Origin of the sequence: Aliagarivorans marinus DSM 23064, assembly GCF_000429485.1 — a bacterium.
GTDB lineage: Bacteria > Pseudomonadota > Gammaproteobacteria > Enterobacterales > Celerinatantimonadaceae > Aliagarivorans > Aliagarivorans marinus.
On the sequence record NZ_AUBY01000026.1, the window covers coordinates 38,697 to 62,350 of the forward strand.

Here is a 23,654-nt window from a genome sequence, read left to right on the forward strand (position 1 = left end):
GTTGACGCTGTCATCAATGATTTTAACCAGCAAGAATGACCAGTTACTTATGTAGATTGGTATAAAAAACCGCCAATTAAGCAAACAAAAGCCAGGCCCTCGCGCCTGGCTTTTTCACTGCTGATTCGCCTAGAGCTCTACTAACAGTGCGCTTCTATCAGTGCACTACCATCAGTGCTTGTAGAGCACCGCCGTCTCAGGTGCCTTGCCAAAGTGCAGGTTCTGGTTGATGGTGTGCAAGGAGAGCTTTAGGCGCGATTCAATCTCTGAGATTGGCAACAGCTGCTGACGCGGCTTCAGCTCAGCCTTACCGTTGGCGCGGCGCACCAAGGCAAAAGGCGCTTCAATACTGAAAAACGGCAGTTTGTTCACCTCAGAGGCATGGCGCAGCAAGGCTGGATACTGGCAGATCCCCTCACCGATGGCGCAGAACTGATAGTCCCCCTGCTCCACCACCAGATCCTTGATATGGATATGCTCGGCCACATCGAGGCTCTTGATGCTGTCATACAGCAAGTTATTGTTGGGCCGGTGCGAGGCCAGATTGCCCGGATCAAAGTTGATCCCCAATGTTGCCGAATCAAACTCGGCCGCCACCGCATCAAAGTCGCGCGAGTCATTCAGCATGTAGGGCTGTTGGTCACCAACGTTCTCAATCAGGATCTTGATTTGATAGTGCTTGGCCATGGCAATCGCCGCCTCTGCCGCGCGCTTAAACTGCGACAGCGAGCCGTCTCTGGGTGCATACAGAATAAGCCGTGGGCACTCCAGCAGATGGGTCAAGCGCACCCGTTTGGCCAGCAGCTCGCCACAATCATCGATGCTGATCGGGCAATGCGCTGCCAGCGAGGTGCAACTCATCCGCCGGGCATCCAACAGCGCCTTAATATGGCCGACATACTCTTCGCAGAGGGTGTCCTCATCAAGGTCGTAAACTGCCCCCTGAATCAGTGCCAGCTCAATATTGCTGACCCCCAGCGAGGCGATGGAGTCCAGCGCCTGCTCGATGTCATAGCCTGCATAGGCTACCGTGCTAATTGAAAATCCCTTATACACAGGCCACCTCATTATCCACTGAGGCCGCTATCTGCAGCAGCTGAGCATAGCCCTCGGCTTGCCAAGCCGAGCGCCCAATAAACAGCCCGTCAATGTTGGGCTGTTGCAGCAGCTCAGCGGCGTTATCCGGGTTTACGCTACCGCCGTATAGCAGCACCGTATGCTCGGCGCAGGCCTCACCAAAGCATTGGCGCACGCCAGCCCGAATAGCGGCTAAACCAGACTCCGCCTCTTCAGCGCTGGCAGGAATACCCTGCTCACCGATGGCCCATACCGGCTCATAGGCGATCCATACCCGGGCCAACTGTTCGGGACTGACCCCATGCAGGGCGATCTTGACCTGGCGAACTATCGACTCGAGCGATACCCCCCAGCGTTTCTCCTCCAAGCTGTCGCCCACGCATATCAATGGCATCAGCCCTTGTTCGAGCGCAGCATGCACCTTGAGATTGACCGTATGATCGCTCTCGTTAAACAGCTCGCGCCGCTCCGAGTGTCCGATCTCCACCAAGCTGGCACCAATGTCTTTGGCCATCTTGGCCGAGACCTCGCCGGTGTAGGCCCCCTGCTCCGCCCAACAGATGTTTTGCACCCCAGTTAGCGTGTCGACCGAGTCCAGCGCCTCGCCCACTTGTTGCACATAGGGAAAGGGCGGGATCAAGAAGCTCTGGATCCACTCAGGGCAGCCCTGCAAGGCAGGTAAGATCTGCTGGCAGAAGGCAGCCACTTCGTCGGAGGTTTTATTCATTTTCCAACTGGTGCCAATCCAACGCGTCTTCATACGGCTACCTTTGCATCAACATGTTCCGCCATAAACTTCAAGATCAGCGACATCGAGATCGCCCCCGGATCGGGGTGTCCCAAGGAGCGCTCGCCCAGTGTCTTGGCCTTGCCGGTGGTGGCAACCATCTCTTTGGTCTGCTCAACGCCTTGTTCGGCCGCTTCCACCACCTGAGCGATGGCTTGCTCAAACTCAAGCTCGGCCAGCTCTGCTGCTTTGCGCGCAGCCGGTGCTAGCGCATCAATCATGGTCTTATCGCCTTCGCTGGCGCCACCGCGCTGGCACACTGCCGTTAAACCGGCGGTAAGGAACTGGGCCAAGGCTTCGGTAGTTAGTTGCGGCGCGCCAGCTATCGATTTCGCACCAGCGCGGAACAAGGTGCCGAAGATCGCCCCAGATGCCCCGCCCATGGTGGAGAGCAGCTTGGTGCCAATCTTTTGCAGCACCTGCCCCACATCGGCGGCGCTAAAGCTCTCATCGAGCATGGCTTCAACATTGCTAAAGCCGCGCTCAATCCCTAGCCCGTGGTCGCCGTCGCCAATGGCTTGGTCAAACTTGGTGAGCATCGGCTCACTTTGCACCATGGCATGGGCCACGCTGCGCATCATCTCAATGGTTTCTTGGGTATTCATGCTTATCTCCTTAGGGCGAAGCTTTGGCAGGGTTGGTCGTAGAGCGCTTTGAGCTGCTCATCGAGCTTGAACAGCGAGATGGAGAAGCCCGACATCTCCAGCGAGGTACAGTAGTTGCCTACCAAGTTGTCGTAGACGCTTACCCCCAGTTGCTGCAGGTAGAGGTTGGCGGCGCGATTAGCGATCAGCAGCTCCATTTGGGTGGATGCACCGAGGTTGTTGACCAGCATGCACACCTCGTCACCGGCCTTAAGCGACAGGTCTTCCGCCAAGGCTTCCATGATCTGATCGACTACCTGATCGCTGCTGCTGATTTTAGATTTGCCAACACCGGGCTCGCCATGCAGCCCCATGCCGATCTCAATCTCATCGGCGGCAATCTCAAAGTTGAAGCTGTCGTTGCGCGGAATCGCACAGGGTGCGATGGCTACCCCTGCCGAAGCGGTGTGTTTAAGCGCTTTTTCCGCCGCGGCAACCACCTCATCAAACTCACTGTAGGTTTCGGCGGCCGCACCAGCGGCTTTCAACACATACAAAGCACCGGCAATACCGCGACGTTCTTCGAGCAGGCTCGGTGGCGCTGAGATCACGTCGTCATTGATGCGGATGGTGTGGCTGGGGATCCCTTCATCTTCGAGCAGCTCTGCGGCGATGTCGTAGTTCATGTTATCGCCGGCGTAGTTGCCGTAGACAAACAGCACGCCATTTTGCGGGCTGAGTGCGCTGCAGGTCTCGACAATCACATCCGGCGAGGGGGCGGCAAACACATCGCCGACGCTAACCGCATCGGCCAGCCCTTCACCGACATAGCCACCATACATGGGCTCATGACCGGCGCCACCGCCAGTAACCACCGCCACCTTGTCGGGGCGAAAATCCTTGCGGATCGCCGCAGTCATGCCCGGCAGTGCTTCGAGGTGAGGCGCTGCCAGCATAAACCCTTCAAACTGCTCGCGGGCCACCTCACCCGGATCATTGAGTAACTTCTTTGGCTTACTCATAACAACTCCTTACTCCGCCAAGATAGCTTGTTCGATTTCCATGATTCGCTGCACCTTAGGCAGCGACGAAGCATCGATTTGATCTGCATCCAACCAGGCCTGCAAAATGGTCTTGGCCAACTCAGAGCCAATCACCCGCGCGCCCATGGTAATAATCTGCGCGCCATTGCTCTTACGCGCACGAATCGCAGAAAACACATCGTGACAGAGCGCCGCGCGAATACCTGGCACCTTGTTAGCCACAATGGACACGCCAATACCGGTGCCACATACGATAATGCCGCGTTCGTGTTTTCCATTTGCTACCGCTTCTGCCACTCGCTGGGCAACATCGGCATATAAATTACTTTCTCCATTTTCAGCCTCGCTATAATCTGTATATTCAATATCTTGCGAGGATAAATAACCCTTTAGATCAGACAACAATGCAACCGCAGCATCATCACAACCAACTGCAATATTTGCAATATTCATGACGCACTCTCCAAAAGCACATCAATTAAAAAATAACATCTAAATACAACCGACACCAATAAAGCTATATCAAAATTTAAATTAATTTCAAATAAAGAATCGCAGCAATTGATTAATGTCACTCAATATATTTAAGGAACATTAATGTACTTTTTTAGTTATTTAAAAGATTGATTTTAATTATTGTAAAGCACGCGTTTAGCCCCTTCTCCCATTGGGTTTAGCTCGGCCAAAATGTAACCGGTCTCAATACTTAAATAACGTATTTTTTTTATACTTTAACGTATTTGTCTAATTCTATTATTGCGTGACTGACCTCAAGTAAAACCCCAGCTGGCTATTTTATACTCACTCCAGATTCAACGAATACGTTAGGAAATTCGCTAAGGTATGCAGCAACTGACAAATCAGATGAGTGCGTAGCAGTACCGCGATAAAGTCCCGCAGGAGTGGTGTGAATGAAGTTATCAGAACAGGCGTACGACAAACTTAAGCATCTGATATTGGAGAATAATTTCCGCGTTAACCAGCAGCTACTGGTGGAAGATGCGGTAGAGATATGTGGCTTTAGCCGCACCCCTGTTCGTGAGGCTTTACTGCGCCTGCAAGAGGATGGATTAATCAAACTACAACCCCGCCACGGCCTGCGTATCTGCGCACTATCACGGCGCGATATTGAAGAGTTGTACGAGCTGATTGCCCATCTGGAAGTCACCGCCATCGAGCTGTGTATTCACCACGGCCTGAGCAGCGCTCAGATCCGCCAGCTCCGAGAGCAAACCGAGAACATGCGCCTGGCACTGGAAGAAGAAGACATTTATTTGTGGGCTGACCATGACCGCCATTTTCACGAGTTGATTTTTGAATTCACTGAAAACTCACGCCTTATAGAAACAGCCAAGAAATACAATGAGCAAAATAAACGCTGTAAGGACATGGTAATTAAATTGCGCCCCCTGCCTTGGGACTCAATAGCTGAACACAATAAAATTGTCGATAATATAGAAAACAGAGATGCAGACACCGCCAGAAAAATGCATTTAGAACACTGGCGAGAAGTCTCCAAGCTATTTATTAAATACCTGGACAACTATCACTTCCTAGATAATTAACCAACACTCTTTAATGAATTAACTTAATTAATTTTAAGGAGGCACACTCATGCCTAAAACAGCAGAAACCAGAATGAGCGCACAAGCCTTAGGTGAGCTGGCAAATAACATTCGGCTCGATATTCTGGACATGGTGTATAAAGCACAATCCGGCCATATCGGTGGCTCCTTTTCCGCCGCCGAGATTGTCACCACCCTCTATTTTGCCGAGATGCGCAACCTCGACCCACAAAATCCGCGTCTGCCGCATCGCGACCGCTTTGTGCTGTCAAAGGGTCACGCCTGCCCGGTGTGGTACGCCTGCCTGTCTCGTCTGGGCTTTTTCGATGCCGAGCACCTCGACTCGCTGCGCAAGATTAACTCTATCTTGCAGGGCCACCCCGATATGAAGAGCACCCCGGGTATCGATATCACCACCGGCTCGTTAGGTCATGGCTGCGCCTCGGCCACCGGCATGGCGCTGGAAGGCAAGGCCGCCAAAGACCAGCGCCGGGTCTACACCGTGCTGGGCGATGGCGAGATCAACGAAGGCGTGGTGTGGGAGACCGCCATGGCCGCCGCCAAGTATGAGCTGGATAACCTGGTGTTCTTTATCGACAAGAACAACCTGCAGATGGACGGCACCAGCGACGAGATCATGCCGCTGCTGAGCATCGAAGATAAGTTCCGCTCCTTTGGCTGGCACGTGCTGACCATCGATGGCCACGACATCGAGCAGATCCTCTGCGCGCTGGACCTAGCCCGCCTGACCAAAGGCAAGCCCACCTGCATCGTGGCTAACACCACCAAGGGCAAAGGCGTGAGCTTTATGGAAGATGTGCGCAACTGGCATGGCAAAGCGCCATCCACCGAAGAATACCAAGCTGCTCGCGCCGAGCTAGTGGCTTAACCCAAAGGGCAGGAATTACGATGAAAAAACTAGTGAAATCAAACAAACCCACCCGTCTGGCGTTTGCCGAACGGATGGTCGAGTACGGCGAGATCAACCAAGACTTTGTGGTGTTTGAAGCCGACATTGGTTACTCCACCAACTCGTACTTGTTCGACAACCAATATCCAGAACGCTACTTCCAGATGGGCATCGCCGAGTTCGGCATGATGGCCTCGGCCGCCGGCATGGCCGCTAATGGTCGCCCCGTTGTGGTCGCCGGTTATGGGGTGTTCCTCACCATGCGCGCGCTAGAAAGTGTTCGCAGCTTTATCTGCTACCCCAATCTTAACGTAAAGCTGATGTCGTCCCACGGCGGCACCACAGCAGCCATCGACGGCGTGACTCACCAAGCCTCGGAAGATATGGCGCTGATGACCTCCTTGCCCAATATGCATGTGTTCGCCCCCTGCGACAGTGCCTCCAGTCGCGCGCTGTTCGACGTGACCATGGAGACCCAAGGCCCGGTTTACTGCCGCCTAATGCGTGACTCTTACTACGAGCTGTATGACGAAAGCGCCACCTTCAAATGCGGCGGCAGCAATGTGCTGTGTGAAGGTGATGACCTGACCATCGTCTCCTACGGCGACATCCTGTTCCAGGCCATCGAAGCGGCCGAAGAGCTACGCGCCTCAGGGGTTAGCGTGGAAGTGGTCGACGCCTACAGCGTCAAGCCGCTGGATTGGGACACCATCGGCAAGTCCATTGCCAAAACCGGCCGGGTGATCGTGGCCGAGGGCCACCAGCAGCGTAACGGCATGGCCTATGAGATTGCCTGTCGCATGGCCAAGCAAGGCCTGAGCGCTAAGTTCGACCACTTGGGCCTGAAGGATACCTTCGCCGAGTCCGGTGCCTACCCACTGCTGCTGGACAAGTACGGCCTGTCGGCAAAACACATTATCGACGTTGCCAGCGAGATGCTGTTAGAGCAAGAGCTGGCGGTATAAGCGCTAAACATTCCGTGCAACTCACGGGATCCAGGGAGAGATTATGTTTAAACATGCTGTAATTACCCCGTTTTTGGGGCAGACCAAGGACCGGTTTTCTGAGTACAACGAGCCGAAAACGCTGGAGCAGAAGTTCCAGACCTTGAAGATGATCGATGGCATGACCGGCGCCGAGTTGGTCTACCCCTACGAGGTGAACTACGACAACCTCGCAGAGCTCAAACTGCTATTGGCCAAGTATCAGGTCGAGGTGGCGTGTATCAACGTCAACGTAAAGGCGGAGCCGGAATTCATTTCCGGCGGCCTGACCTCACCCGATGCAACCGTGCGCGAGCGTGCAGTGCGCTTTATCAAAGAAGCCAAAGACTACGCCGAAGAAGTCGGCGCCGACAAAGTGCAGTGCTGCCCACTCAGTGACGGCTACGAGTTCGCCTTCCAGGCCGATTATGTCGACACCTGGCAACGGCTGTGTGAGACCTTTGCCGCTGCCGGCGAGTACAAGCCACATATCCCGCTGTTTATCGAGTTTAAGCCCAATGAAATCCGTGGCCGCTGCTATCTGGATAATGCCGCCAAAACCATCTGTCTGATTAAGGACATCGGCAACCCGAATATCGGTGTGACCCTCGATTACGGCCACTCGCTGTACGGCGATAACAACCCCGCCGAGGAGTTGGCACTGCTCAACTCGCAAGATGTGAAGTACTACATCCACATCAACGACAACGATGGCAAATGGGACTGGGACTTCTTCTGTGGCAGTCGCAGTTTGATGCAGTACATCGAATTTCTGTTCTATCTCAAGAAGTTTAACTACCAAGGTTGGCTTACATCAGATACCTCGCCCACCCGTTGGGATATCGTCAAGATGTTCGAGGCGAATGTCAGTATGACCAACCAGATCTCTAAACGGATCGACGAGATTGGCATGGCCAGTTTCGAAGAAAGTCTGCGCAAGAAGGAATACATGGACATTTGGGCAGACCTACGTAGCTACTTTATGACGTTTTAAGTCGCTGCACCCTACACCCGGAAGACATAAGAACGCCTACTTACGAAATAAAGGGAACTACCATGAAAAGAACATGCTTACTTGCTAGCGCAGCCCTCACCGCGCTCACTTTGCTGGCCAACCCAGCAGCCGCTGATGATCGCTACCCCAGCCGTAACATCACCGACGTGGTCACCTGGTCTGCCGGTGGCGGTACCGACGTGATTAACCGCGTTGCCACCGCATCGATGGCCAAATACCTCGGCACTAACATCAACGTGATCAACAAGCCCGGTGGCGTATCCGGCTCGGTGGGCCTGCTCGAAGGCTACAACGCCAAGCCCGACGGCTACACCTTTGTGGGTCTGTCTGAGTCGAACGTGGCCGCCGCTGTGATGGGCGGCTGGGACAACCGCATGGACGTATTCGACTACTTCATCGTGGCCAGCTCGCCAGATGTCATCTCAGTACCGAAGAAGTCTGATTTCAACACCATCGAAGAGTTGGTGGAATACGTTAAGGCCAACCCCGGCAAAGTACGGGTGGGCGCAGGCTCAGCGGGCTCCTTGCACCACATCAACTTCTTGGCCTTTGAAAAAGGCATCGACGGTGAAATGAACTTCATCCCCTACCCAGGCTCCTCACGCAGCCAAAACGCAGCGCTAAGCGGCGAAGTGGACGTGGTGATTACCTCGGTTGCCGAGCAAAACCAGCTAATCCAATCCGGCGACTTTAAAGCGCTGGCTACCTTGACCGAGCAGCCGTTCACCGTGGGCGATATCACCATTCCTTCGGGTTTGGAGACCTACCCGGTGCTCAACCAATACCTGCCAATCTCGCAAGCCATCGGCTTTGCCATGCACAAAGAGACCCCACGCGAGATCAAGATGAAAGTCGCCAAGGCCTTTGCCAGCGCCATGTCTAGCGATGAGATTGCCGAGTACGCCGCCGAAAACCACTACGAGATCCTCGGTGAGTTTGGCAAGAAAGCCAACGAGCGTATGGCCCGTTTGGAGTCGCTGTTTAGCTGGACCCTATGGGAGCTGGAAGCGGCCAAAGTGAACCCTGAAGAGCTGGGTATTCCTCGTCCGGAATAGCTCCCCTTCCCGGTCCACGGGCAACCGTGGGCCGGCTTTTTCACTGAGCGCTACGCACTAAACGCTATGCACAAATAACACGCACAACAAAAACGCTATGAAACGTGCACCAAGGATAACTAAAGCAAGGGGCTAACGATGGCTGAATCCCTCACCTACTCCGACGATGAGCAAGCTAAGGCCGCACAAAACAAGGCCGAGCAGACTCGTCAGGAACCAAACCCGAGCCAGTCTCAGCACGCCGAGGGCGACCCGGCAGCAAGAGAGCAGGCCGATATCGAACAGCAGAAGATGCATGGTTGGGACTTCGCTTTCTCCATCGTAGTGATGCTGTTCTCGTTTATTGTTATTGGCACCTCACTGACCATGCCGTTCTCCGGCACGGTGGGTGGCGTGACTACAGAATGGTACGAATCCCCCGGTCTGCTGCCGCTGTTTATCGGCTGCTCGCTGTTTGCCGCCGGGCTGTCGGTGTTTATGCAGAGTAAGAATGAGCAAGGCAGGCAGTACTTTATGCGCTACTTCAGCCAGATTAACCCGCGGGGCTTTTTGGTCTCGGCGGGGGGCATTATCAGCTACATCTATGTGCTGATTACCTGGTATGACTTCTTTTTGGCCTCGAGCCTGTTCCTGATTATCTACATCGGGCTGTATCACCTCGACCAGCCAGATCTGTCGCGCAAGCTACTGAAGATCTATTACGGCACCATTGCCCTGTCGATGGTGCTGTTTCTCAGCGGCATCGGCAATTGGCTCAATAGCGGCTATGCCTACACCACCGACTTCATCTTGGTGGCCAGCGGCGCCGCGCTATTGGTCACCAGCTACAAAGCGACTCGCCAGCGCCCGCTACTGCGTAGCAAGCTCAACAAGATGACCCTGCTGGCGCTGATATTCCCGGCGGTGCTGTGCCCGGTATTCCGTTACTTCTTGCTGGTACCGCTGCCCAACGAAGGCCTGGTGGTCGAGCAGGTGTTTAACCACACCTATTACAACTACATCTCGACCGGCAAACAAACCGAAGAACTGTCGCTCTCGGAAGAGCAGCTGTCAGAGCTGGAAGACGCTTTTTAAAGGACTGAATTATGGACATCTTATCGGTATTCGGAGCTATGTTTACGCATATCTTCACCTCGCCGTTACTGATTTTGATCCTGGTGGGAAGTACCTTCCTCGGGATCATCTTCGGTGCAATGCCGGGCCTGACCGCCACCTTGGGCGTCGCCCTGCTCACCACCCTCACCTACGGGCTGGATAACCAAACCGCCCTGCTGGCCCTGCTGTCTATCTATGTCGGCGGCGTGTATGGCGGTATGTATACCTCCATCCTGCTGAACATTCCCGGCACCGCCGCTTCGGCAGCCACCGCGATGGACGGCTACCCGATGGCACAAAAAGGCCAGACCGGCCGCGCCTTTGGCCTGGCCACCACCTCGTCGCTGATCGGCTCGGCCATCGGCATGGTGTTTGTGGCGCTGCTCTCGCCGATTATCGCCAAAGCCGCGCTGCAGTTTACCTCCTACGAGTACTTCCTGTTGGCGCTGTTCGGCATCTTAATCAGCGGCAGCCTGACATCGCCCGAGCTGGCGATTAAGGGCTGGATTGCTGGCCTGTTCGGCATCTGGCTCTCTACCATTGGCCAAGACCACATGCAGATGTACCCACGCTTTACCATGGGTATGCATGAGCTGGATAACGGCATCGACGTGGTGCCAGTGCTAATTGGCGCCTTCGGTATTCCGCAGATTATGTCGGTGCTGGAATCGAAGATGAAGATGAAATCGATGAACGCCAACTCCATCGGTCGCCTGATGCCCGACATGAAGACCATGTTCAAGAACTCCAAGCTGATTGGCAGCTCGGCAGTGACCGGCGTGGGGATCGGTGCGGTGCCCGGTATCGGCGAGGATATCGCCGCTTGGGTGGCCTACGGCATCGCCCGTAAGACCAGCAAAAAGCCAGAGACCTTCGGTAAAGGCGCGCCAGAGGGGGTGATCTCCACCTCGGTGGCCAACCAAGCCTGTGTCGGTGGCGCGATGATCCCACTGCTGTCACTGGGTATTCCCGGCTCGCCACCGGCGGTAATGCTGCTCGGCGCATTGATGCTGCACAACGTGGCACCCGGCCCGATGCTGCTGAAAACCAACCCCGACTTTATTCCACAGGTTACGGCAATCTTGTTTGCTGCCGCCATTGCGATGTGGGTGTGCGGGATGATCCTGTCCAAGCAGGTGGTGCATATCCTCAAGATCCCACAAACCCTGTTTATGCCACTGATCGCAGTGCTATGTGTGATTGGCTCGTTCGCGCTGGGTATGCGGGTATTTAACCTCTACCTGATGGGTGTGATTGGCATCATCTCCTACTTCTTTATGAAGCTGAAGGTACCGATCGCGCCGCTGGTGATTGGGGTAATCTTGGGGCCAATGGCCGACACCTCGCTGCGCACCGGCCTGAAAACCACTGGCGGTAGCTTGATGCCACTGATTCAACGCCCCATCGCCCTGATTCTGGTGTGTGTAATCATCGCCATTATCTGCAGCCAGATCCCTGCGGTTAACCGTGGCATCCGCAATCTGATGAGCACTGCGCGCCGTCGCTTGGCGAGCGCGTAATACCACTCACCCTTGCCCAAGGCTCTGTGATTAATGACCAGCGCCTTGGGCTCGCATTCACACTAAGGAAGCATTATGAAAACCATCGTCTGTTTGGATGGCTACACCTTAAACCCCGGCGACAATCCTTGGGAGCCCATCGCCCGCCTCGGTGAATTCACCAGCTTCGATCGCAGCGACCAAGACAGCGAGCAGGTGATAGAACGCGCCCGCGCCGCCAATGTGCTGCTCACCAACAAAACCCCCATCACTCAAGAAGTGATCGACGCCTGCCCCGAGCTTGAGTGCATCGCGGTGCTGGCCACCGGCTATAACGTGGTGGATGTGGACTACGCCAAACAAAAAGGCATTGTGGTGATGAATGTGCCGGTGTATGGCACCGACACGGTGGCCGAGATGACCTTTGCCCACATTATGCACCTGGCGCGCAATATTGCGCTGAACAGCAACCATGTGCGCGACGAGCAGGGCTGGTCGAACAGCCAAGACTGGTGCTACTGGCTCAACCCGCAGCTGGAGCTATCCGGTAAAACCCTCGGCATCGTTGGCTTTGGCAACATCGGCCAGCGGGTCGGTGAGATCGCCAACGCCTTCAATATGAAGGTGCTCGCCTGCGATGAGTTTGTCAGCCGCTTCCCCGACTACCCCTACAAGATGACCAGCCTGGAGGCGCTGCTGGCGCAAGCCGACTTCGTAACGCTGCACTGCCCGGCCATGCCTGCCACCATCAACCTGATGAACGCCCAGCGCTTCGAGCAGATGAAGCCGGAGGCCTATCTTATCAACACCTCGCGCGGCCAGTTGGTGGAAGAGCAAGACTTAGCCGATGCGCTCAATCAAGGGCAAATCGCTGGCGCCGCGTTGGATGTGCTGTGGCAAGAACCGCCTGCCGCCGACAACCCGCTGCTAAGCGCAAACAACTGCGTGATTACCCCGCATATCGCCTGGGCCACTCTGGACGCGCGGATGCGCATCACCCAGATGGTGGCAGATAACATTCAATCGTTTATCGATGGCGCACCACAGAACGTTGTTTGAGGGTTCGGGCCAGAACGCATAGAAATGTAGCAAGTGAAAGGTGAGTAAGATGGAGTACCAGAGTCACTTATTTGGTTATTTCTATAACCAAGCGGTTAAGCAATACCAGCTATCTAACGACAATGGCATGCGGGTGTCGATACTGGAGTTGGGTGGGATAATCGCCGAGCTTGAGGTGCCCGACCGTCAAGGTAAGCTGGCCGATGTGGTGCTCGGACTGGATAGCCTAAGCTGCTACACCCGCGACAGCCACTACTTCGGCGCGATGATCGGCCGGGTGGCCAACCGCATCGAAGGTGCTCGCTTTGAGCTCAACGGCCAGCAGGTCAAGGTTGACGCCAATGCCCACGAGGGGCGTCACTGCGTGCATGGTGGCCGCTTTGGCTACCATCGACGCATCTGGCGGATGACCGATATTCGCCGCGGCCCGGGCATCATTGAGCTGACCCTGCACCTGCGTGATGGCGATGGCGAAGAAGGCTTTAACCACGATGTGGATGTCTACGCCACCTATCGCTTGGACAACCGTAATCGGCTGACCTTGGAGTACCGCGCCTCGGCCAATGGGCCAACCCCTATCAGCCTAACCGCCCACAGCTACTTTAACCTGTTCGGCCACCAGCACGGCTCGATTGCCGACCACGAGCTAACGCTGTATGCCCAGCGCATGCTGGCGCAAAAAGAAGATCGGGTACCCAGCGGAGAGATTGTCGACATCCGCGGCAGCGAGTTCGATTACGGCCGGGCCCGTAGCCTCGCCGACTGCGTTGGCCAGGGCCTGGCGATTAACCACTCGTTTGTGCCCGAGTCCGCCATGGCCACCCTCACCACCGCCAGTGCCAGCGATCCGCTGACCCAAGGGCTCACCAAGATGGCCCAGCTTAAGGGCGGCGGACGACGCTTGCGGCTTTACTCCAATGCCGACACCCTGCACTTTTACAACGGCCACAACCTCGATGGCGTGAAAGGAAAGTGCGGCACTCGCTACGAGCAGTTTGCCGGACTGTGCCTGGAGCCCAAAGGCTATGTAAACGCCATTAATCAGCCAAAATTCCCCTGCGCCATCATCAAACCGGGGCAGGAATACCATCACCGCATCGTGTATGACTTCAGTCAGTAAGCCCAATAGCAGTAACAAGTGTGTAAGCCATGAAGATAGTGATAGCTCCCGACTCGTTTAAAGAATCCCTCAGCGCCGCGCAAGTTGCCGAATGCATCGAACGTGGCTTTCGCCAAGTCTTCCCCGATGCCGAGTACTGTAAACTGCCCTTGGCCGATGGCGGCGAAGGCACCATCGATGCCCTGCTGCACGGCCTGCCGGGCGAGCGCCATTACTGCCACGTGAGCGATCCGCTCGGGCGCACCACCATGGCCTGTTGGGCTGCGCTCGATGAAGGGCGCACCGGCTTGCTGGAGTTCGCCCAGGCATCGGGGCTGGATAAGCTTACTGTGGGTGAGCGCAACCCGGCCTTTACCAGCAGCTTTGGCACCGGCCAGCTGATTGCACAAGCGTTGGATAGCGGCGTCGACAAGCTGATTATCGGCCTGGGCGGCAGCGCTATTAATGATGGCGGCGCCGGTATTGTGCAGGCCTTGGGCGGACAACTACTCAATCGCCAAGGCCAATCATTAGCGCTCGGCGGTATCGCCTTGCACCAGCTAGCCTGTATCGACCTGACTCAGCTCCACCCGCGCTGTGCAGACGTCGAGCTGCTGATTGCCTGCGACGTGGACAACCCCTTGTGTGGACCACAGGGCGCCAGTCACGTATTCGGTCGGCAGAAAGGCGCCACTGCTGAGCAGCGTCAAGAGCTGGATCATGCCCTCGGACACTTCGCTGATATCGCCGCGCCGCATACCGGTGTGAACCACCGCGACACCCCGGGCTTTGGCGCAGCCGGCGGCACCCCGCTGGGGCTGTCACTGCTGTTTGACTCAAAGCTACGCCCGGGCATCGATATCATATTGGATGCCCTCGATGCCGACACCCTGCTGGAGGGCTGCGATTTGCTGATCACCGGCGAAGGCAAGATGGATAACCAAACCCTACAGGGCAAAACCCCCTACGGCATCGCCAAGCGGGCAAATCAAAAAGGGATCCCGGTTATCGGGATCTGCGGCGCCTTGGGCAGCCAGCTGGACCAGCTATATAGCAAGATGGCCTGCGTATTTGGCAGCGTACGCGCGCCGCAATCGCTGCCGCAAGTGCTAGAAGAAGCCGCTGACAATTTAGAGCGCAGTGCCCGCAATGTGGCGGCGGCGCTTAAGCTTGGGAAGCAGCTCTAGGAGTATCGTGTTCGACCAATGCCTTTTGCGCTTTGGTCTTTGTGCAGTTTTGCCGCTTTTTTCTTCGCCCGCTGCACTATGCTGCATGTCATACAAGGTTACAGTTAACATTTGATGGGCACCGCATAACTGAATAGCTCGTTGACCCGCCTGACACATTTAGTCTTTACATAGTTGACGTTTTCAACAGCGAGAATGGCGCAATACCCAGCGCTACCAGCCCCGCCCTACCCTCTGCCATGGATCACGAAATCACGCTTTACTAATGCGTATAGACGCGGGCAAGACTACTTTTCTCTAAAGCCCTTATGGCTAACACATGCTAAGGCTCGTCCCTTTATCGTTGAAACTAACAGAGGTTGAGCCCCAGTTCACCGTCTGAGCTCGTCCCGCCCTGCGCACTGTCAGGCTCAGTCCATAGCGGAGCGCTGCAGTGAGTGAAGAGATAAAACAGCTACAACAGCGAGTAAAAGAACTAGAGCAAGAACTCGCCGACAAACAGTTACTGTTCGATGCAGCCATGGACAGCCTGCCCAATCGGGTCTTTTGGAAAGACCGTGAGAGCGTGTATTTAGGCGCAAACAAACACTTCGTTCACGATACTGGCTTTACCGATGTCAGCCAGCTAATTGGCAAAACAGACTACGACTTCCCCTGGGATCGAAGCACCGCAGAGCTCTATCGCGGTGATGATCACTACGTCATTACCAACGAAATAGAACGTTTGAACTTTGAAGAGCCCCAAGAGCGCGAAGGGCGTATCGTTAACTGGCTGCGTACCAGCAAGGTTCCGCTGCGCAACACCAGCGGTGAGGTTATTGGTGTGCTTGGCACCTACGAAGACATTACTGAGCTCAAGCAACAGCAAATGATGCTAAAAGAAAGCGAACAGGAAGTGCGCTCCATCAATGCTTACCTGGAGCAAAAGGCGCAAGAGCGAACCGAGCAACTAGAGAAGAAAAACCACGAACTCAATGAAACCCTCAGCACATTGCAAATGGCCCAAGAAGAGTTGGTAAAGAACGAAGCCCTAGCCTCTTTGGGGTCGATTGTTAGTGGGGTGGCCCATGAAGTGAACACGCCACTTGGGATCAGCCTTACCGCAGCCTCACACATCCTTGAGCAAGTCGAGCAAATGCAACAGCGGGTTGAATCAGGCTCACTGACACGCAGCGACTTCGATAACTTTTTCGGGATGATCACAGAATGCGCCGAACTGACCTCAGACAACCTTTCGCGCGCAGCTCAGCTGATACACAGCTTCAAACAGATTGCCGTAGACAAAAGTAGTGAAGGCCAACGCGATATAGAGATCGGAAAGTACCTGCATGAAATCGTAACAAGCCTTAGCCCACGCCTAAAAGAGTCGAGCGTCCAAACCCATATCGAAATCTGTCACTCGACAACAATCCGCACCTTTCCCGGTGCCATCGCGCAGGTTGTCACCAACCTGATTATGAACTCACTAATTCACGCGTTTGAGGAACACCCGAGCCCGTTAATCAGTTTGCGCTGCTGCCAGGTGGGTGAGCAGGTACAACTGCAATACAAAGATAACGGTGTAGGTATGCCAAGTGATGTACTGGAACGAATATACGACCCCTTTTTCACCACCAAACGAAATCAAGGAGGCAGTGGCTTAGGAATGAGCATTATCCATAACGTCGTGACTAAAAAACTCTGCGGCTCGATTGAAGTCACCAGTGAGCCTGGCGCAGGTATAAAAGTAGTGATTCAACTTCCAATTTCGCTGGAGGATTAGTTCAACATGGACCCATTTGTATTTGCGCCAGAAGAAGACAAACAACCGGATAATAGCCCCAAGAAAACCCCGTGGCGGGTGGCCATCGTCGATGATGAAGAGAGCGTTCACCAAGTCACTAAGTTTGCATTAAGCGATATGCTTTTTGAGGACAAAGCTGTTGAGTTTTTCGATGCCTATTCAGGCAAAGAAGCCAAGCAGCTATTGGAAAGCAATCCCGACATTGCCGTGGTGCTGCTGGACGTGGTGATGGAAGACGAACACTCCGGCCTGGAGGTGGCGCGTTACATCCGCGAAGACCTGCACAATCAACGTATACGGATCGTGCTACGTACCGGCCAGCCCGGACAAGCGCCCGAACGCGACGTGGTGCAAAACTACGATATAAACGACTACAAAGAAAAAACAGAGCTAACCTCGCGCAAGTTGTTCACGATGATGCACGGTTGCCTACGAGCCTATCGCGACATTGTCGCCCTTGACGACAGCCGCCAAGGGCTGGAGCGCGTTATTCAGGCATCCAAAAACATCTACGAAAGCCGCTTTATCGATGAGTTTGCCAGCGGTGTTCTGCAACAGCTAACCTCGGTACTACACGCCGATAAAGACGCGTTTTTCGGTAAGCCCGAAGCACTTACAGCCCAAGATCAGGGAGGAAACTGCAAAGTCGTAGCTGGCACCGGTAAGTTTGAGTCACTGGTTGGAGAGGATGCGATGCAACACCTCAACCCGCAGTTCTCCAAGCTGATTGAGTCCACCATAACCACCAGCGGTCAACGTATTGGCGATAACTATATGGCGGTATCTCGCGGTCGCGATGGCCAGAAAAACTTGCTCTACCTAAGCGGTCTATCTAAAACCGGCCAGCTCGAGCATCACTTATTAGAGCTGTTCTGCGACAACGTACTGGTGGCATTCGACAACCTGTACCTAAAAAACCAACTCATCGAGACTCAAAAAGAGCTGGTCTATCGTCTTGGCGAAGCGGTGGAAACGCGTTCTAGGGAAACCGGCAACCATGTTAAGCGCGTTGCCGCAATAAGCCGTTTACTCGCCAAGGCAGTCGGCCTTAATGAAGCGCGCGCAGAAGTTATCTATTTTGCATCGCCGCTGCACGACTTGGGCAAAATCGGCATCCCCGACGCAATCTTAAACAAGCCCGGAGGCCTGAGCGATAGCGAATGGGAAATCATGCAAGGCCACGCCAAGATTGGCTACGATCTACTCGGCGACAGTAAGCGCGACATTCTGCGAATAGGCGCTCTAATCAGCCTGCAGCATCATGAAAAGTGGGACGGAAGCGGCTACCCCGAAGGCCTTAGCGGAGAGCAAATCAGTATTGAAGCCAGAATCACTGCCGTGGCCGATGTGTACGACGCGCTATCGAGCGATCGCGTCTACAAAAAGGCCTGGCCAGTCGAGAAAGTTAATCAATTTATGCACGAGCAGGCTGGCAGTCACTTCGACCCCGAAGTCGTTAGACAGCTGTTTGAGCACATCGACGAGATCACGGCTATCCGGCAAAAGTACTTGGACAAGTTTCACTAAAAAGACACTTGGCTAATCGCTGAGATGCTCGACGATAATTACCAACCTCTCACAAACCGCCTTACAATGGTTGAGAAGCTTGTTAGAGGTTGGTAGTGTTTTTGAAAGGTTGATAGTGCTTTTGCCACGCCATCAAGCCATGTCTTGCAACTCCCCTCACAGCGCTCAACATCGCCCACTTCCTTAGCACCTCTCAGCAAAGGTGACGGTGCCATCACCAGATAAACATTGCTTTAAAATCAAACAATAGGCTTCATCTGCAAGAGCCGCCCTGCTAGATTGGACAGCGTAAGGAAAGCGCATCACCACGCACAGACAAGGAGCCAACTGTGAGCTACGCCCCCATCAATCTCAAAGAGAAGTTCACTAAGTTCGACGAGCACTGGTCGCCGCGGGTAATCGCTGAAATGAATGACTATCAATTTAAGCTTGCTAAGGTAGTTGGCGAGTTTGTCTGGCACGATCACCCCGACACCGACGAAGTGTTCTTTGTGGTCGAAGGCTGCCTGGATATCGAATTTCGCGATGGCAAGGTTACGTTGGAAGCAGGTGAAGTGTTTGTCATCCCTAAAGGCGTTGAGCACAAACCGGTAGCCCAGAGTGAGTGTAAGATCATCCTGGTGGAGCCACGGGGTGTGGTAAACACCGGTGATGTGCAAAGTGAGTTAAAAGCTGACAACGACGTGTGGGTGTAAATCATGGAACAAATCGCAGACTTATCAAAGCTCAAGCTTCAGCCTTTGCGCATTCCAGCTGGCTGGTCGGTGGATTATAACGCCAGCTTTTGGGAGATAGACCCCAACCCCTCGCTGATCCCCGAAGATGAACGGTGGTGGGTCTTTAATGAAGACATGCTGCAGATGCGACATGCAGCCCACGACTATATGCTTGACCTAGGCTGGTACCCAGAGGGCGACTTTGAGACCGGCGCTTATCGCGTGGTGCTGCTGGAGCACGATTTTCTAGGCAAAGAAGTGGTTTGCTTTACCACCCAAAACAGAATGGAGCTAGTGGACAAAATAGAATCGCTACTCCTACAAGTTTCTGACGCAGAGCTAGTCAAGAACCTCACTTAACTGTCGCTTGCTGTTTATCGCACCCTTGTGCGGGGCGAGTCAATTCGGCTGTTTGTTACGGCTGGTAAAGCTTTTAAGGGCCTAAAAACTCGTCTCACTTAGGCCTAGTTTTGTTTAGGTTTGCTGTTATCCCACGGGCTCGCTTTAGGCCTAGCAGCCTTTGCCGGTGTTGTTTGCTGCCGCTTAACGCTCGGTGGGGCAATCTCCCGATCAACAAAGGTTTTCAACCACAGCTCTTCAATGGCTTCCCTCGCCCACAGGTCTTTTTCTTGGCGCAGTCGCTTCAGCGCCGACTTAATCGTCGGCTTGCGTTTAAAACCGTTGAAGTTGGTTTTCATTGCCAGTTTTTGCCAGCCGAAGTGGGACTGGAGATCAGTCAGGATCTGCTCCAGCTTGATGCCGTGTAAGGGGTTGTTCTTTTGGCTCATAAGGTTCCTAGTGGGGGTAGCGGAATCATCTGATAGACAGGTGAGCTCACGCAACGCAGCGCGCCGTGACACGCTTTGTCAGACTAATCCTAATCAGTGGATGATTTCTTCGCATCGCCCCAACTAAAACCCTTTCCGCCGCTGCTGCGCGGTTTAGCGCCACGCCGTTTGGCGCCTGCTTTCGGGTGAGATTTAGCGCGCGACTCACGGCGCTTTTTTTGCTGCACTTCGTAGTTCTCAGCCGCTTTCTGTTGCATTTCGGCAATCAGCTCCACCGTGAGTGGCTGTGGCTCTTTTGGCTCTATGCCATCGGCAAAACCGCGCTCACGGGGCTTTAGGGCATACTGGGCTGAGTCTGGCTTGGGCATGCGCTTAAAGCGGTAAAGGTAGAAAGTTTCCACGCGCTCACGTGCCCATTCGGTTTTCTTCAAAAACTTAACCGAAGACGCCACGCTGGGGTTGGTCTTAAAACATGCCAGTCGAGTAGCCGCGTGCAGAATCTGCCAATCGTAATAGCCAACCAGTTCCTTGAGCATGGCCTCAAGCCCAAGCCCATGAAGTGGGTTGTTCTGCTGGTGTTTAATGGTGTCTTCAGTCATGGCGTCGAGTCCGAGTAAAAAGGCGGTGCACTGTAATACGTTACGAAGTAAAAACCAATCTAGTATAGCTAGCACGGCCCAAAAATAATGAGTGTGGGTTTAGCGCGGAACAGCCTGTGTGAACGATGAGCTCTGGTGAACCGCTGCAAACTTTCCGTAGCATCGGTATCGATGCCTTCTCTCAAAGACCTCGCTTCAACACGGAACTGGACATAAGTGAGTTGTAAAAGCCAAGGAAACAGCCGTTCTCGGTGTCATTGTTAGACCTTGTAGCCTTCGTTATCCGCTGAGTTACGGCGGTACAGCCCTTCGGCGTTTTCGAAAACGCGGTTTGAGTATCTGTCGTAGAGATCCAACCAAGACAAATGCCCATCAAAGCAACTCTTCGTAGAGCTCCGTGCATTGCTCCAGTATTGTTTTGATGTCAACGCAACTAAGCTTACACGGACAGTATCATCCTCAAGTAAACTAGGGATCGCATCGACGTCTCTTTGAGTATCGCAAAGCTGCTTTGCCTCAAAGCCTTCAGAAACTTTGGCTTCTATGACAATTATATTTTTTTCTGAAAAGAGGCAAAGGTCGAAGGTGCGTTTTGGCGAATACGCCTTGCTGCGACTTACTTCGTTTCTGCGCCACAAGTAGTCCCGATAGAAACAGACCTCAAAGCCTACGTCCCAAGTTCTTGCATTGTCACTCTCCGTGATGCCGGCTATTGAGGAAACCCATTCACCGAAGTTATGTGCATCATTGCGCGCCTCGTAATATAACTCAGCACAGAATACTCGCTCTTCACGAGTCCACTCTGCCCAAGGCCTATTAGCGAGATATGCTGCCCCCATCTTATCCATGTCCTTTTTTTAGTTAACTCTTTGTTGAGGTTAGAGCTAGTGCATCTAAATCATTGGCTAACTAACTTTTCCATAAGAAAGTTGCTTAGTAACAGCCCATTCACTTCCATTTGTTGCTCTTTGACTACTCGGAACCCGAAGCGCTCAAAGAAGGGCCGAGCAGTTATGCTAACTGCGGAATAGTAGTGTGAAACGCCCTTTTCGCTCCCTACTGCGAATATATGTGCCATCAAGGCTCTGCCGACTCCAATACCTTGGTAATCTGCATGACAGAAGAAGTGGTCAATATAGCCATCCTTCTGTAAATCAGCGAAGCCGACAACTTGACCATTAATCTCGGCAATAAAGGGCTTCATCTCATTGACTCGTTTTAGCCAAGCATCCGCATCAATGTTGGCGGGAGCCCATGCAGCAACGTGCTCTGCTGAGTAGTCACGGATGTTGATGTTTCGAATGGTTTGAAACTTTAGGTCCCACGTTACAGGTGCGTCTTGTCTTTCGTAGTTTCGGATTTCTATCATGATGTTAATCATATTGGAGTGTATGAGACTCGTAGTTGGACACAAACGAATTAGGAAAGCAGGTTTAACGCCCGTTTCTCGCGAATCCCCTCATAATTCCCTTAGGATTCATAAAAGTAGACGCGCATCCCTAGGTTTGATCTAATTAATTTCGCCAAAAACAAATCCAATCCCACCCAGCACGGAGGCTAACGGGATGCGCGAAGTTCAAATCTTACACGAAATGCTCGCCGATCAATGCCCTTCGATTAACAAAAAACGCCTTAACTCTCTTATGCTTGCGACCCAAGCGCTCCTCGATGGTGATAGCTTATCGCTCACTGAACTGGGGCGCAGTATCACTGGGCCAGTTGCGCCTAAGCACAATATCAAACGCATGGATCGGCTATTTGGTAACACTCACCTCCGTTACGAGCGGTTTGACATTATTCGTTGGCATGCAAAACAGCTTTGCGGGCTTAACCCGATGCCCATAGTTTTGGTGGATTGGGCTGATGTGCGAGAGCAGCTAAGGATGATGACTTTACGGGCGTCGATATCCGTGAGGGGACGGAGTGTGACGTTGTATGAGCGTACGTTTAAGTTTTGCGACTACAACTCGCCACGCAGCCATAACCAGTTCCTCCGCGAATTGAGCTGCGTACTTCCCCAAGGCTGTCGACCAGTCATTGTTACTGATGCGGGCTACCGGAATACCTGGTTTCGGGAAGTTGAATCCTACGGCTGGTATTGGCTGGGGCGCTTACGTGGAGAGGTCTGCTATAGAGTTGATAAGCAGTGGCAATTAACGAAAGCACAATTTAAAGAAGCGACCAGCAAAGCACGTTACATTGGGGCCGCAGATATTGCGCGAACAAAGCCAATGTCCTGTCAGCTCTATCTTTACAAAGCGGCTGATCAACAACGTAAAGATCGGCGCTCTAGACGCTCAGGCAATAATCACTCTGCTAAACGCTTGTATCACCGCAGTGCAAGGGAACCTTGGGTGCTAGCCACTAACCTCCCAACAGCGCAGTTTAACTCAGTACAAGTCGTTAAACTCTACGCAAAGCGGATGCAAATCGAAGAGACGTTTCGAGACCTTAAGAGCCCTCAGTATGGTTTTGGTTTGCGGCACAGCCGCTCGCGTTGCCCCCATCGGTACAACGTTTTGCTACTTATCGCGATGCTTGCAGAGATGCTGCTTTGGTGGCTGGGGTTAGCTGCGATAGCATCGGGCTGGTCGAAACACTTTCAGGCCAACACCATTCGCTCTCGCCCAGTACTGTCAGTCGTTCGCTTGGGAAAGGAAGTGCGAAAGCGACCTAATTACGTTATCAGCGAACAGAACCTTAGGTGGGCGTTTTTCGAGTATCTGCGGCTGACTCATCACAGCGGACTGGGGGATTTATGAGGGGATCCTCCAGCGCCGCGCTTATCTATGCGGCGAAGATAGCGTGACTGGGGAAAGCTTTGAGCATCGCAGGTAATGGGTAGAGCAGCGTCTGCTCACGCTGTCTTCGGTGTTCGCCATCGATGTGTGTGCCTATGCGGTGATGAGTAACCACACCCATGTGGTACTGCACGTGGCGTTGTTGCCTAAATAGAATTGAACCTATTCGCTCATCTGCGATCTGATCGTTAAACCCTACTATCAGGTCGCACTATGGGCACCGCCAAGGGCAAAATCACCAATTGGAAACAGTACAATCACACCTTAACTCAAAGAGGCTCGTTAACCTTTTGGATGGACGATGCGGCTATCAAGCATTGGTACAACCAACACCCTTCTGGTCGCCGAGGTCGTAGCAATACGTACAGTGACTCAGCCATCAGCACCGCGCTCATGATTAAGGGCGTGTTTAAGCTACCTCTGCGAGCGCTGGAAGGATTTATCAACTCGATATTTCGTCTGATGGATGTTGACCTCAAGTC

General features: G+C 53.6%; 25 protein-coding genes and 1 pseudogene. 17 read left to right on the forward strand and 9 right to left on the reverse strand.

The window, feature by feature from the left end; all coding sequences use genetic code 11:
- Nucleotides 1-171: 171 nt before the first annotated feature.
- Genes G461_RS0112010 through G461_RS0112030 form a run of 5 tightly spaced genes read right to left on the reverse strand, consistent with a single transcriptional unit; the run spans nt 172 to nt 3,944 of the window.
- Entirely contained in the window at nt 172-1,056 is an 885-nt protein-coding gene (locus G461_RS0112010; protein WP_026972013.1) for a sugar phosphate isomerase/epimerase family protein, read from the reverse strand.
- Entirely contained in the window at nt 1,049-1,837 is a 789-nt protein-coding gene (locus tag G461_RS0112015) for a triose-phosphate isomerase (protein ID WP_026972014.1), read from the reverse strand. Before G461_RS0112015 ends, G461_RS0112010 begins: the two co-directional genes overlap by 8 nt.
- Nucleotides 1,834-2,469, reverse strand: a complete 636-nt coding sequence (dhaL, locus tag G461_RS0112020) for a dihydroxyacetone kinase subunit DhaL (protein ID WP_026972015.1) — start codon at nt 2,467-2,469, stop codon at nt 1,834-1,836. The genes G461_RS0112015 and dhaL overlap by 4 nt, the downstream gene beginning before the upstream one ends.
- A gap of 2 nt (nt 2,470-2,471) precedes the next feature.
- The gene (locus G461_RS0112025; RefSeq protein WP_026972016.1) at nt 2,472-3,470 is read right to left on the reverse strand and encodes a dihydroxyacetone kinase subunit DhaK; all 999 of its coding nucleotides are present in this window, start codon (nt 3,468-3,470) and stop codon (nt 2,472-2,474) included.
- A gap of 9 nt (nt 3,471-3,479) precedes the next feature.
- Nucleotides 3,480-3,944: an RpiB/LacA/LacB family sugar-phosphate isomerase gene (locus G461_RS0112030; RefSeq protein ID WP_084429193.1), complete on the reverse strand. Its 465-nt coding sequence runs from the start codon at nt 3,942-3,944 to the stop codon at nt 3,480-3,482.
- A 458-nt stretch (nt 3,945-4,402) separates the two neighbouring features.
- Between G461_RS0112030 and G461_RS0112035 the strand changes: the two genes are divergently transcribed.
- The 14 genes from G461_RS0112035 (at nt 4,403) to G461_RS0112100 (ending at nt 19,344) form a co-directional block, all read left to right on the forward strand.
- Nucleotides 4,403-5,056 carry a GntR family transcriptional regulator gene (locus tag G461_RS0112035; RefSeq protein ID WP_026972018.1) on the forward strand — a complete coding sequence of 218 codons (654 nt, stop codon included), beginning with the start codon at nt 4,403-4,405 and terminating at the stop codon, nt 5,054-5,056.
- 49 nt (nt 5,057-5,105) lie between these two features.
- The gene (locus G461_RS0112040; RefSeq protein ID WP_245587175.1) at nt 5,106-5,945 is read left to right on the forward strand and encodes a transketolase; all 840 of its coding nucleotides are present in this window, start codon (nt 5,106-5,108) and stop codon (nt 5,943-5,945) included.
- Between the two features lie 20 nt (nt 5,946-5,965).
- A complete protein-coding gene (locus G461_RS0112045; protein ID WP_026972020.1) occupies nt 5,966-6,931 on the forward strand; it encodes a transketolase family protein in 966 nt (321 codons plus the stop codon).
- Nucleotides 6,932-6,974: 43 nt separating this feature from the next.
- On the forward strand, nt 6,975-7,943 hold the full coding sequence (locus G461_RS0112050; protein ID WP_026972021.1) for a sugar phosphate isomerase/epimerase family protein: 969 nt from the start codon (nt 6,975-6,977) through the stop codon (nt 7,941-7,943).
- A 62-nt stretch (nt 7,944-8,005) separates the two neighbouring features.
- Entirely contained in the window at nt 8,006-9,019 is a 1,014-nt protein-coding gene (locus G461_RS0112055) for a Bug family tripartite tricarboxylate transporter substrate binding protein (RefSeq protein WP_026972022.1), read from the forward strand.
- Between the two features lie 138 nt (nt 9,020-9,157).
- Entirely contained in the window at nt 9,158-10,093 is a 936-nt protein-coding gene (locus G461_RS0112060; protein WP_026972023.1) for a hypothetical protein, read from the forward strand.
- A gap of 11 nt (nt 10,094-10,104) precedes the next feature.
- Nucleotides 10,105-11,634 carry a tripartite tricarboxylate transporter permease gene (locus G461_RS0112065; protein ID WP_035480161.1) on the forward strand — a complete coding sequence of 510 codons (1,530 nt, stop codon included), beginning with the start codon at nt 10,105-10,107 and terminating at the stop codon, nt 11,632-11,634.
- 75 nt (nt 11,635-11,709) lie between these two features.
- Entirely contained in the window at nt 11,710-12,672 is a 963-nt protein-coding gene (locus tag G461_RS0112070) for a D-2-hydroxyacid dehydrogenase (RefSeq protein WP_026972025.1), read from the forward strand.
- A 49-nt stretch (nt 12,673-12,721) separates the two neighbouring features.
- Entirely contained in the window at nt 12,722-13,792 is a 1,071-nt protein-coding gene (locus tag G461_RS0112075; RefSeq protein ID WP_026972026.1) for an aldose epimerase family protein, read from the forward strand.
- Nucleotides 13,793-13,821: 29 nt separating this feature from the next.
- Nucleotides 13,822-14,958 (forward strand): glycerate kinase, encoded by a 1,137-nt coding sequence (locus G461_RS0112080; protein ID WP_026972027.1) that lies wholly within the window; start codon nt 13,822-13,824, stop codon nt 14,956-14,958.
- A gap of 433 nt (nt 14,959-15,391) precedes the next feature.
- A complete protein-coding gene (locus G461_RS24120) occupies nt 15,392-16,720 on the forward strand; it encodes a PAS domain-containing sensor histidine kinase (RefSeq protein WP_051333538.1) in 1,329 nt (442 codons plus the stop codon).
- Nucleotides 16,721-16,726: 6 nt separating this feature from the next.
- Nucleotides 16,727-18,268 carry a response regulator gene (locus tag G461_RS0112090; RefSeq protein WP_026972028.1) on the forward strand — a complete coding sequence of 514 codons (1,542 nt, stop codon included), beginning with the start codon at nt 16,727-16,729 and terminating at the stop codon, nt 18,266-18,268.
- Between the two features lie 329 nt (nt 18,269-18,597).
- Entirely contained in the window at nt 18,598-18,963 is a 366-nt protein-coding gene (locus G461_RS0112095; protein ID WP_026972029.1) for a cupin domain-containing protein, read from the forward strand.
- A 3-nt stretch (nt 18,964-18,966) separates the two neighbouring features.
- The gene (locus G461_RS0112100) at nt 18,967-19,344 is read left to right on the forward strand and encodes a hypothetical protein (protein ID WP_026972030.1); all 378 of its coding nucleotides are present in this window, start codon (nt 18,967-18,969) and stop codon (nt 19,342-19,344) included.
- Nucleotides 19,345-19,448: 104 nt separating this feature from the next.
- Here the strand turns inward: G461_RS0112100 and G461_RS25895 are convergent, their stop codons facing one another.
- The 4 genes from G461_RS25895 to G461_RS0112120 all read right to left on the reverse strand — a co-directional run bounded on the left by G461_RS25895 (nt 19,449) and on the right by G461_RS0112120 (nt 21,740).
- Entirely contained in the window at nt 19,449-19,772 is a 324-nt protein-coding gene (locus tag G461_RS25895) for a VF530 family DNA-binding protein (RefSeq protein ID WP_084429195.1), read from the reverse strand.
- 89 nt (nt 19,773-19,861) lie between these two features.
- Entirely contained in the window at nt 19,862-20,371 is a 510-nt protein-coding gene (locus tag G461_RS24130) for a VF530 family protein (RefSeq protein WP_084429197.1), read from the reverse strand.
- A gap of 260 nt (nt 20,372-20,631) precedes the next feature.
- Complete coding sequence (locus G461_RS0112115) at nt 20,632-21,210, reverse strand: hypothetical protein (RefSeq protein WP_157360301.1); 579 nt, start codon at nt 21,208-21,210, stop codon at nt 20,632-20,634.
- A gap of 59 nt (nt 21,211-21,269) precedes the next feature.
- A complete protein-coding gene (locus G461_RS0112120; protein ID WP_026972032.1) occupies nt 21,270-21,740 on the reverse strand; it encodes a GNAT family N-acetyltransferase in 471 nt (156 codons plus the stop codon).
- Nucleotides 21,741-21,936: 196 nt separating this feature from the next.
- Here G461_RS0112120 and G461_RS0112125 point away from each other — a divergent pair, with 196 nt between their 5' ends.
- The 3 genes and pseudogenes from G461_RS0112125 to G461_RS0112130 form a co-directional block, all read left to right on the forward strand.
- Entirely contained in the window at nt 21,937-23,133 is a 1,197-nt protein-coding gene (locus G461_RS0112125; RefSeq protein WP_026972033.1) for an IS4 family transposase, read from the forward strand.
- A 13-nt stretch (nt 23,134-23,146) separates the two neighbouring features.
- Nucleotides 23,147-23,308, forward strand: a pseudogene (locus G461_RS26385) (transposase); the annotation flags it as partial.
- Nucleotides 23,309-23,385: 77 nt separating this feature from the next.
- Nucleotides 23,386-23,654 (forward strand): IS5/IS1182 family transposase (locus tag G461_RS0112130; protein WP_026972034.1); only part of this gene is annotated, 269 nt, incomplete at its 3' end.

Coding starts and splice junctions, on each gene's coding strand:
- G461_RS0112090 (WP_026972028.1), top strand. CDS start 16,727: ATGGACCCATTTGTATTTGCGCCAGAAGAAGACAAACAACCGGATAAT.
- G461_RS0112100 (WP_026972030.1), top strand. CDS start 18,967: ATGGAACAAATCGCAGACTTATCAAAGCTCAAGCTTCAGCCTTTGCGC.
- G461_RS25895 (WP_084429195.1), bottom strand. CDS start 19,772: ATGAGCCAAAAGAACAACCCCTTACACGGCATCAAGCTGGAGCAGATC.
- G461_RS0112120 (WP_026972032.1), bottom strand. CDS start 21,740: ATGATAGAAATCCGAAACTACGAAAGACAAGACGCACCTGTAACGTGG.
- G461_RS0112070 (WP_026972025.1), top strand. CDS start 11,710: ATGAAAACCATCGTCTGTTTGGATGGCTACACCTTAAACCCCGGCGAC.
- G461_RS0112045 (WP_026972020.1), top strand. CDS start 5,966: ATGAAAAAACTAGTGAAATCAAACAAACCCACCCGTCTGGCGTTTGCC.
- G461_RS0112050 (WP_026972021.1), top strand. CDS start 6,975: ATGTTTAAACATGCTGTAATTACCCCGTTTTTGGGGCAGACCAAGGAC.
- G461_RS0112060 (WP_026972023.1), top strand. CDS start 9,158: ATGGCTGAATCCCTCACCTACTCCGACGATGAGCAAGCTAAGGCCGCA.
- G461_RS0112125 (WP_026972033.1), top strand. CDS start 21,937: ATGCGCGAAGTTCAAATCTTACACGAAATGCTCGCCGATCAATGCCCT.
- G461_RS24130 (WP_084429197.1), bottom strand. CDS start 20,371: ATGACTGAAGACACCATTAAACACCAGCAGAACAACCCACTTCATGGG.
- G461_RS0112115 (WP_157360301.1), bottom strand. CDS start 21,210: ATGGGGGCAGCATATCTCGCTAATAGGCCTTGGGCAGAGTGGACTCGT.
- G461_RS0112065 (WP_035480161.1), top strand. CDS start 10,105: ATGGACATCTTATCGGTATTCGGAGCTATGTTTACGCATATCTTCACC.
- G461_RS0112025 (WP_026972016.1), bottom strand. CDS start 3,470: ATGAGTAAGCCAAAGAAGTTACTCAATGATCCGGGTGAGGTGGCCCGC.
- G461_RS0112075 (WP_026972026.1), top strand. CDS start 12,722: ATGGAGTACCAGAGTCACTTATTTGGTTATTTCTATAACCAAGCGGTT.
- G461_RS0112055 (WP_026972022.1), top strand. CDS start 8,006: ATGAAAAGAACATGCTTACTTGCTAGCGCAGCCCTCACCGCGCTCACT.
- dhaL (WP_026972015.1), bottom strand. CDS start 2,469: ATGAATACCCAAGAAACCATTGAGATGATGCGCAGCGTGGCCCATGCC.
- G461_RS0112040 (WP_245587175.1), top strand. CDS start 5,106: ATGCCTAAAACAGCAGAAACCAGAATGAGCGCACAAGCCTTAGGTGAG.
- G461_RS0112030 (WP_084429193.1), bottom strand. CDS start 3,944: ATGAATATTGCAAATATTGCAGTTGGTTGTGATGATGCTGCGGTTGCA.
- G461_RS0112080 (WP_026972027.1), top strand. CDS start 13,822: ATGAAGATAGTGATAGCTCCCGACTCGTTTAAAGAATCCCTCAGCGCC.
- G461_RS0112015 (WP_026972014.1), bottom strand. CDS start 1,837: ATGAAGACGCGTTGGATTGGCACCAGTTGGAAAATGAATAAAACCTCC.
- G461_RS0112035 (WP_026972018.1), top strand. CDS start 4,403: ATGAAGTTATCAGAACAGGCGTACGACAAACTTAAGCATCTGATATTG.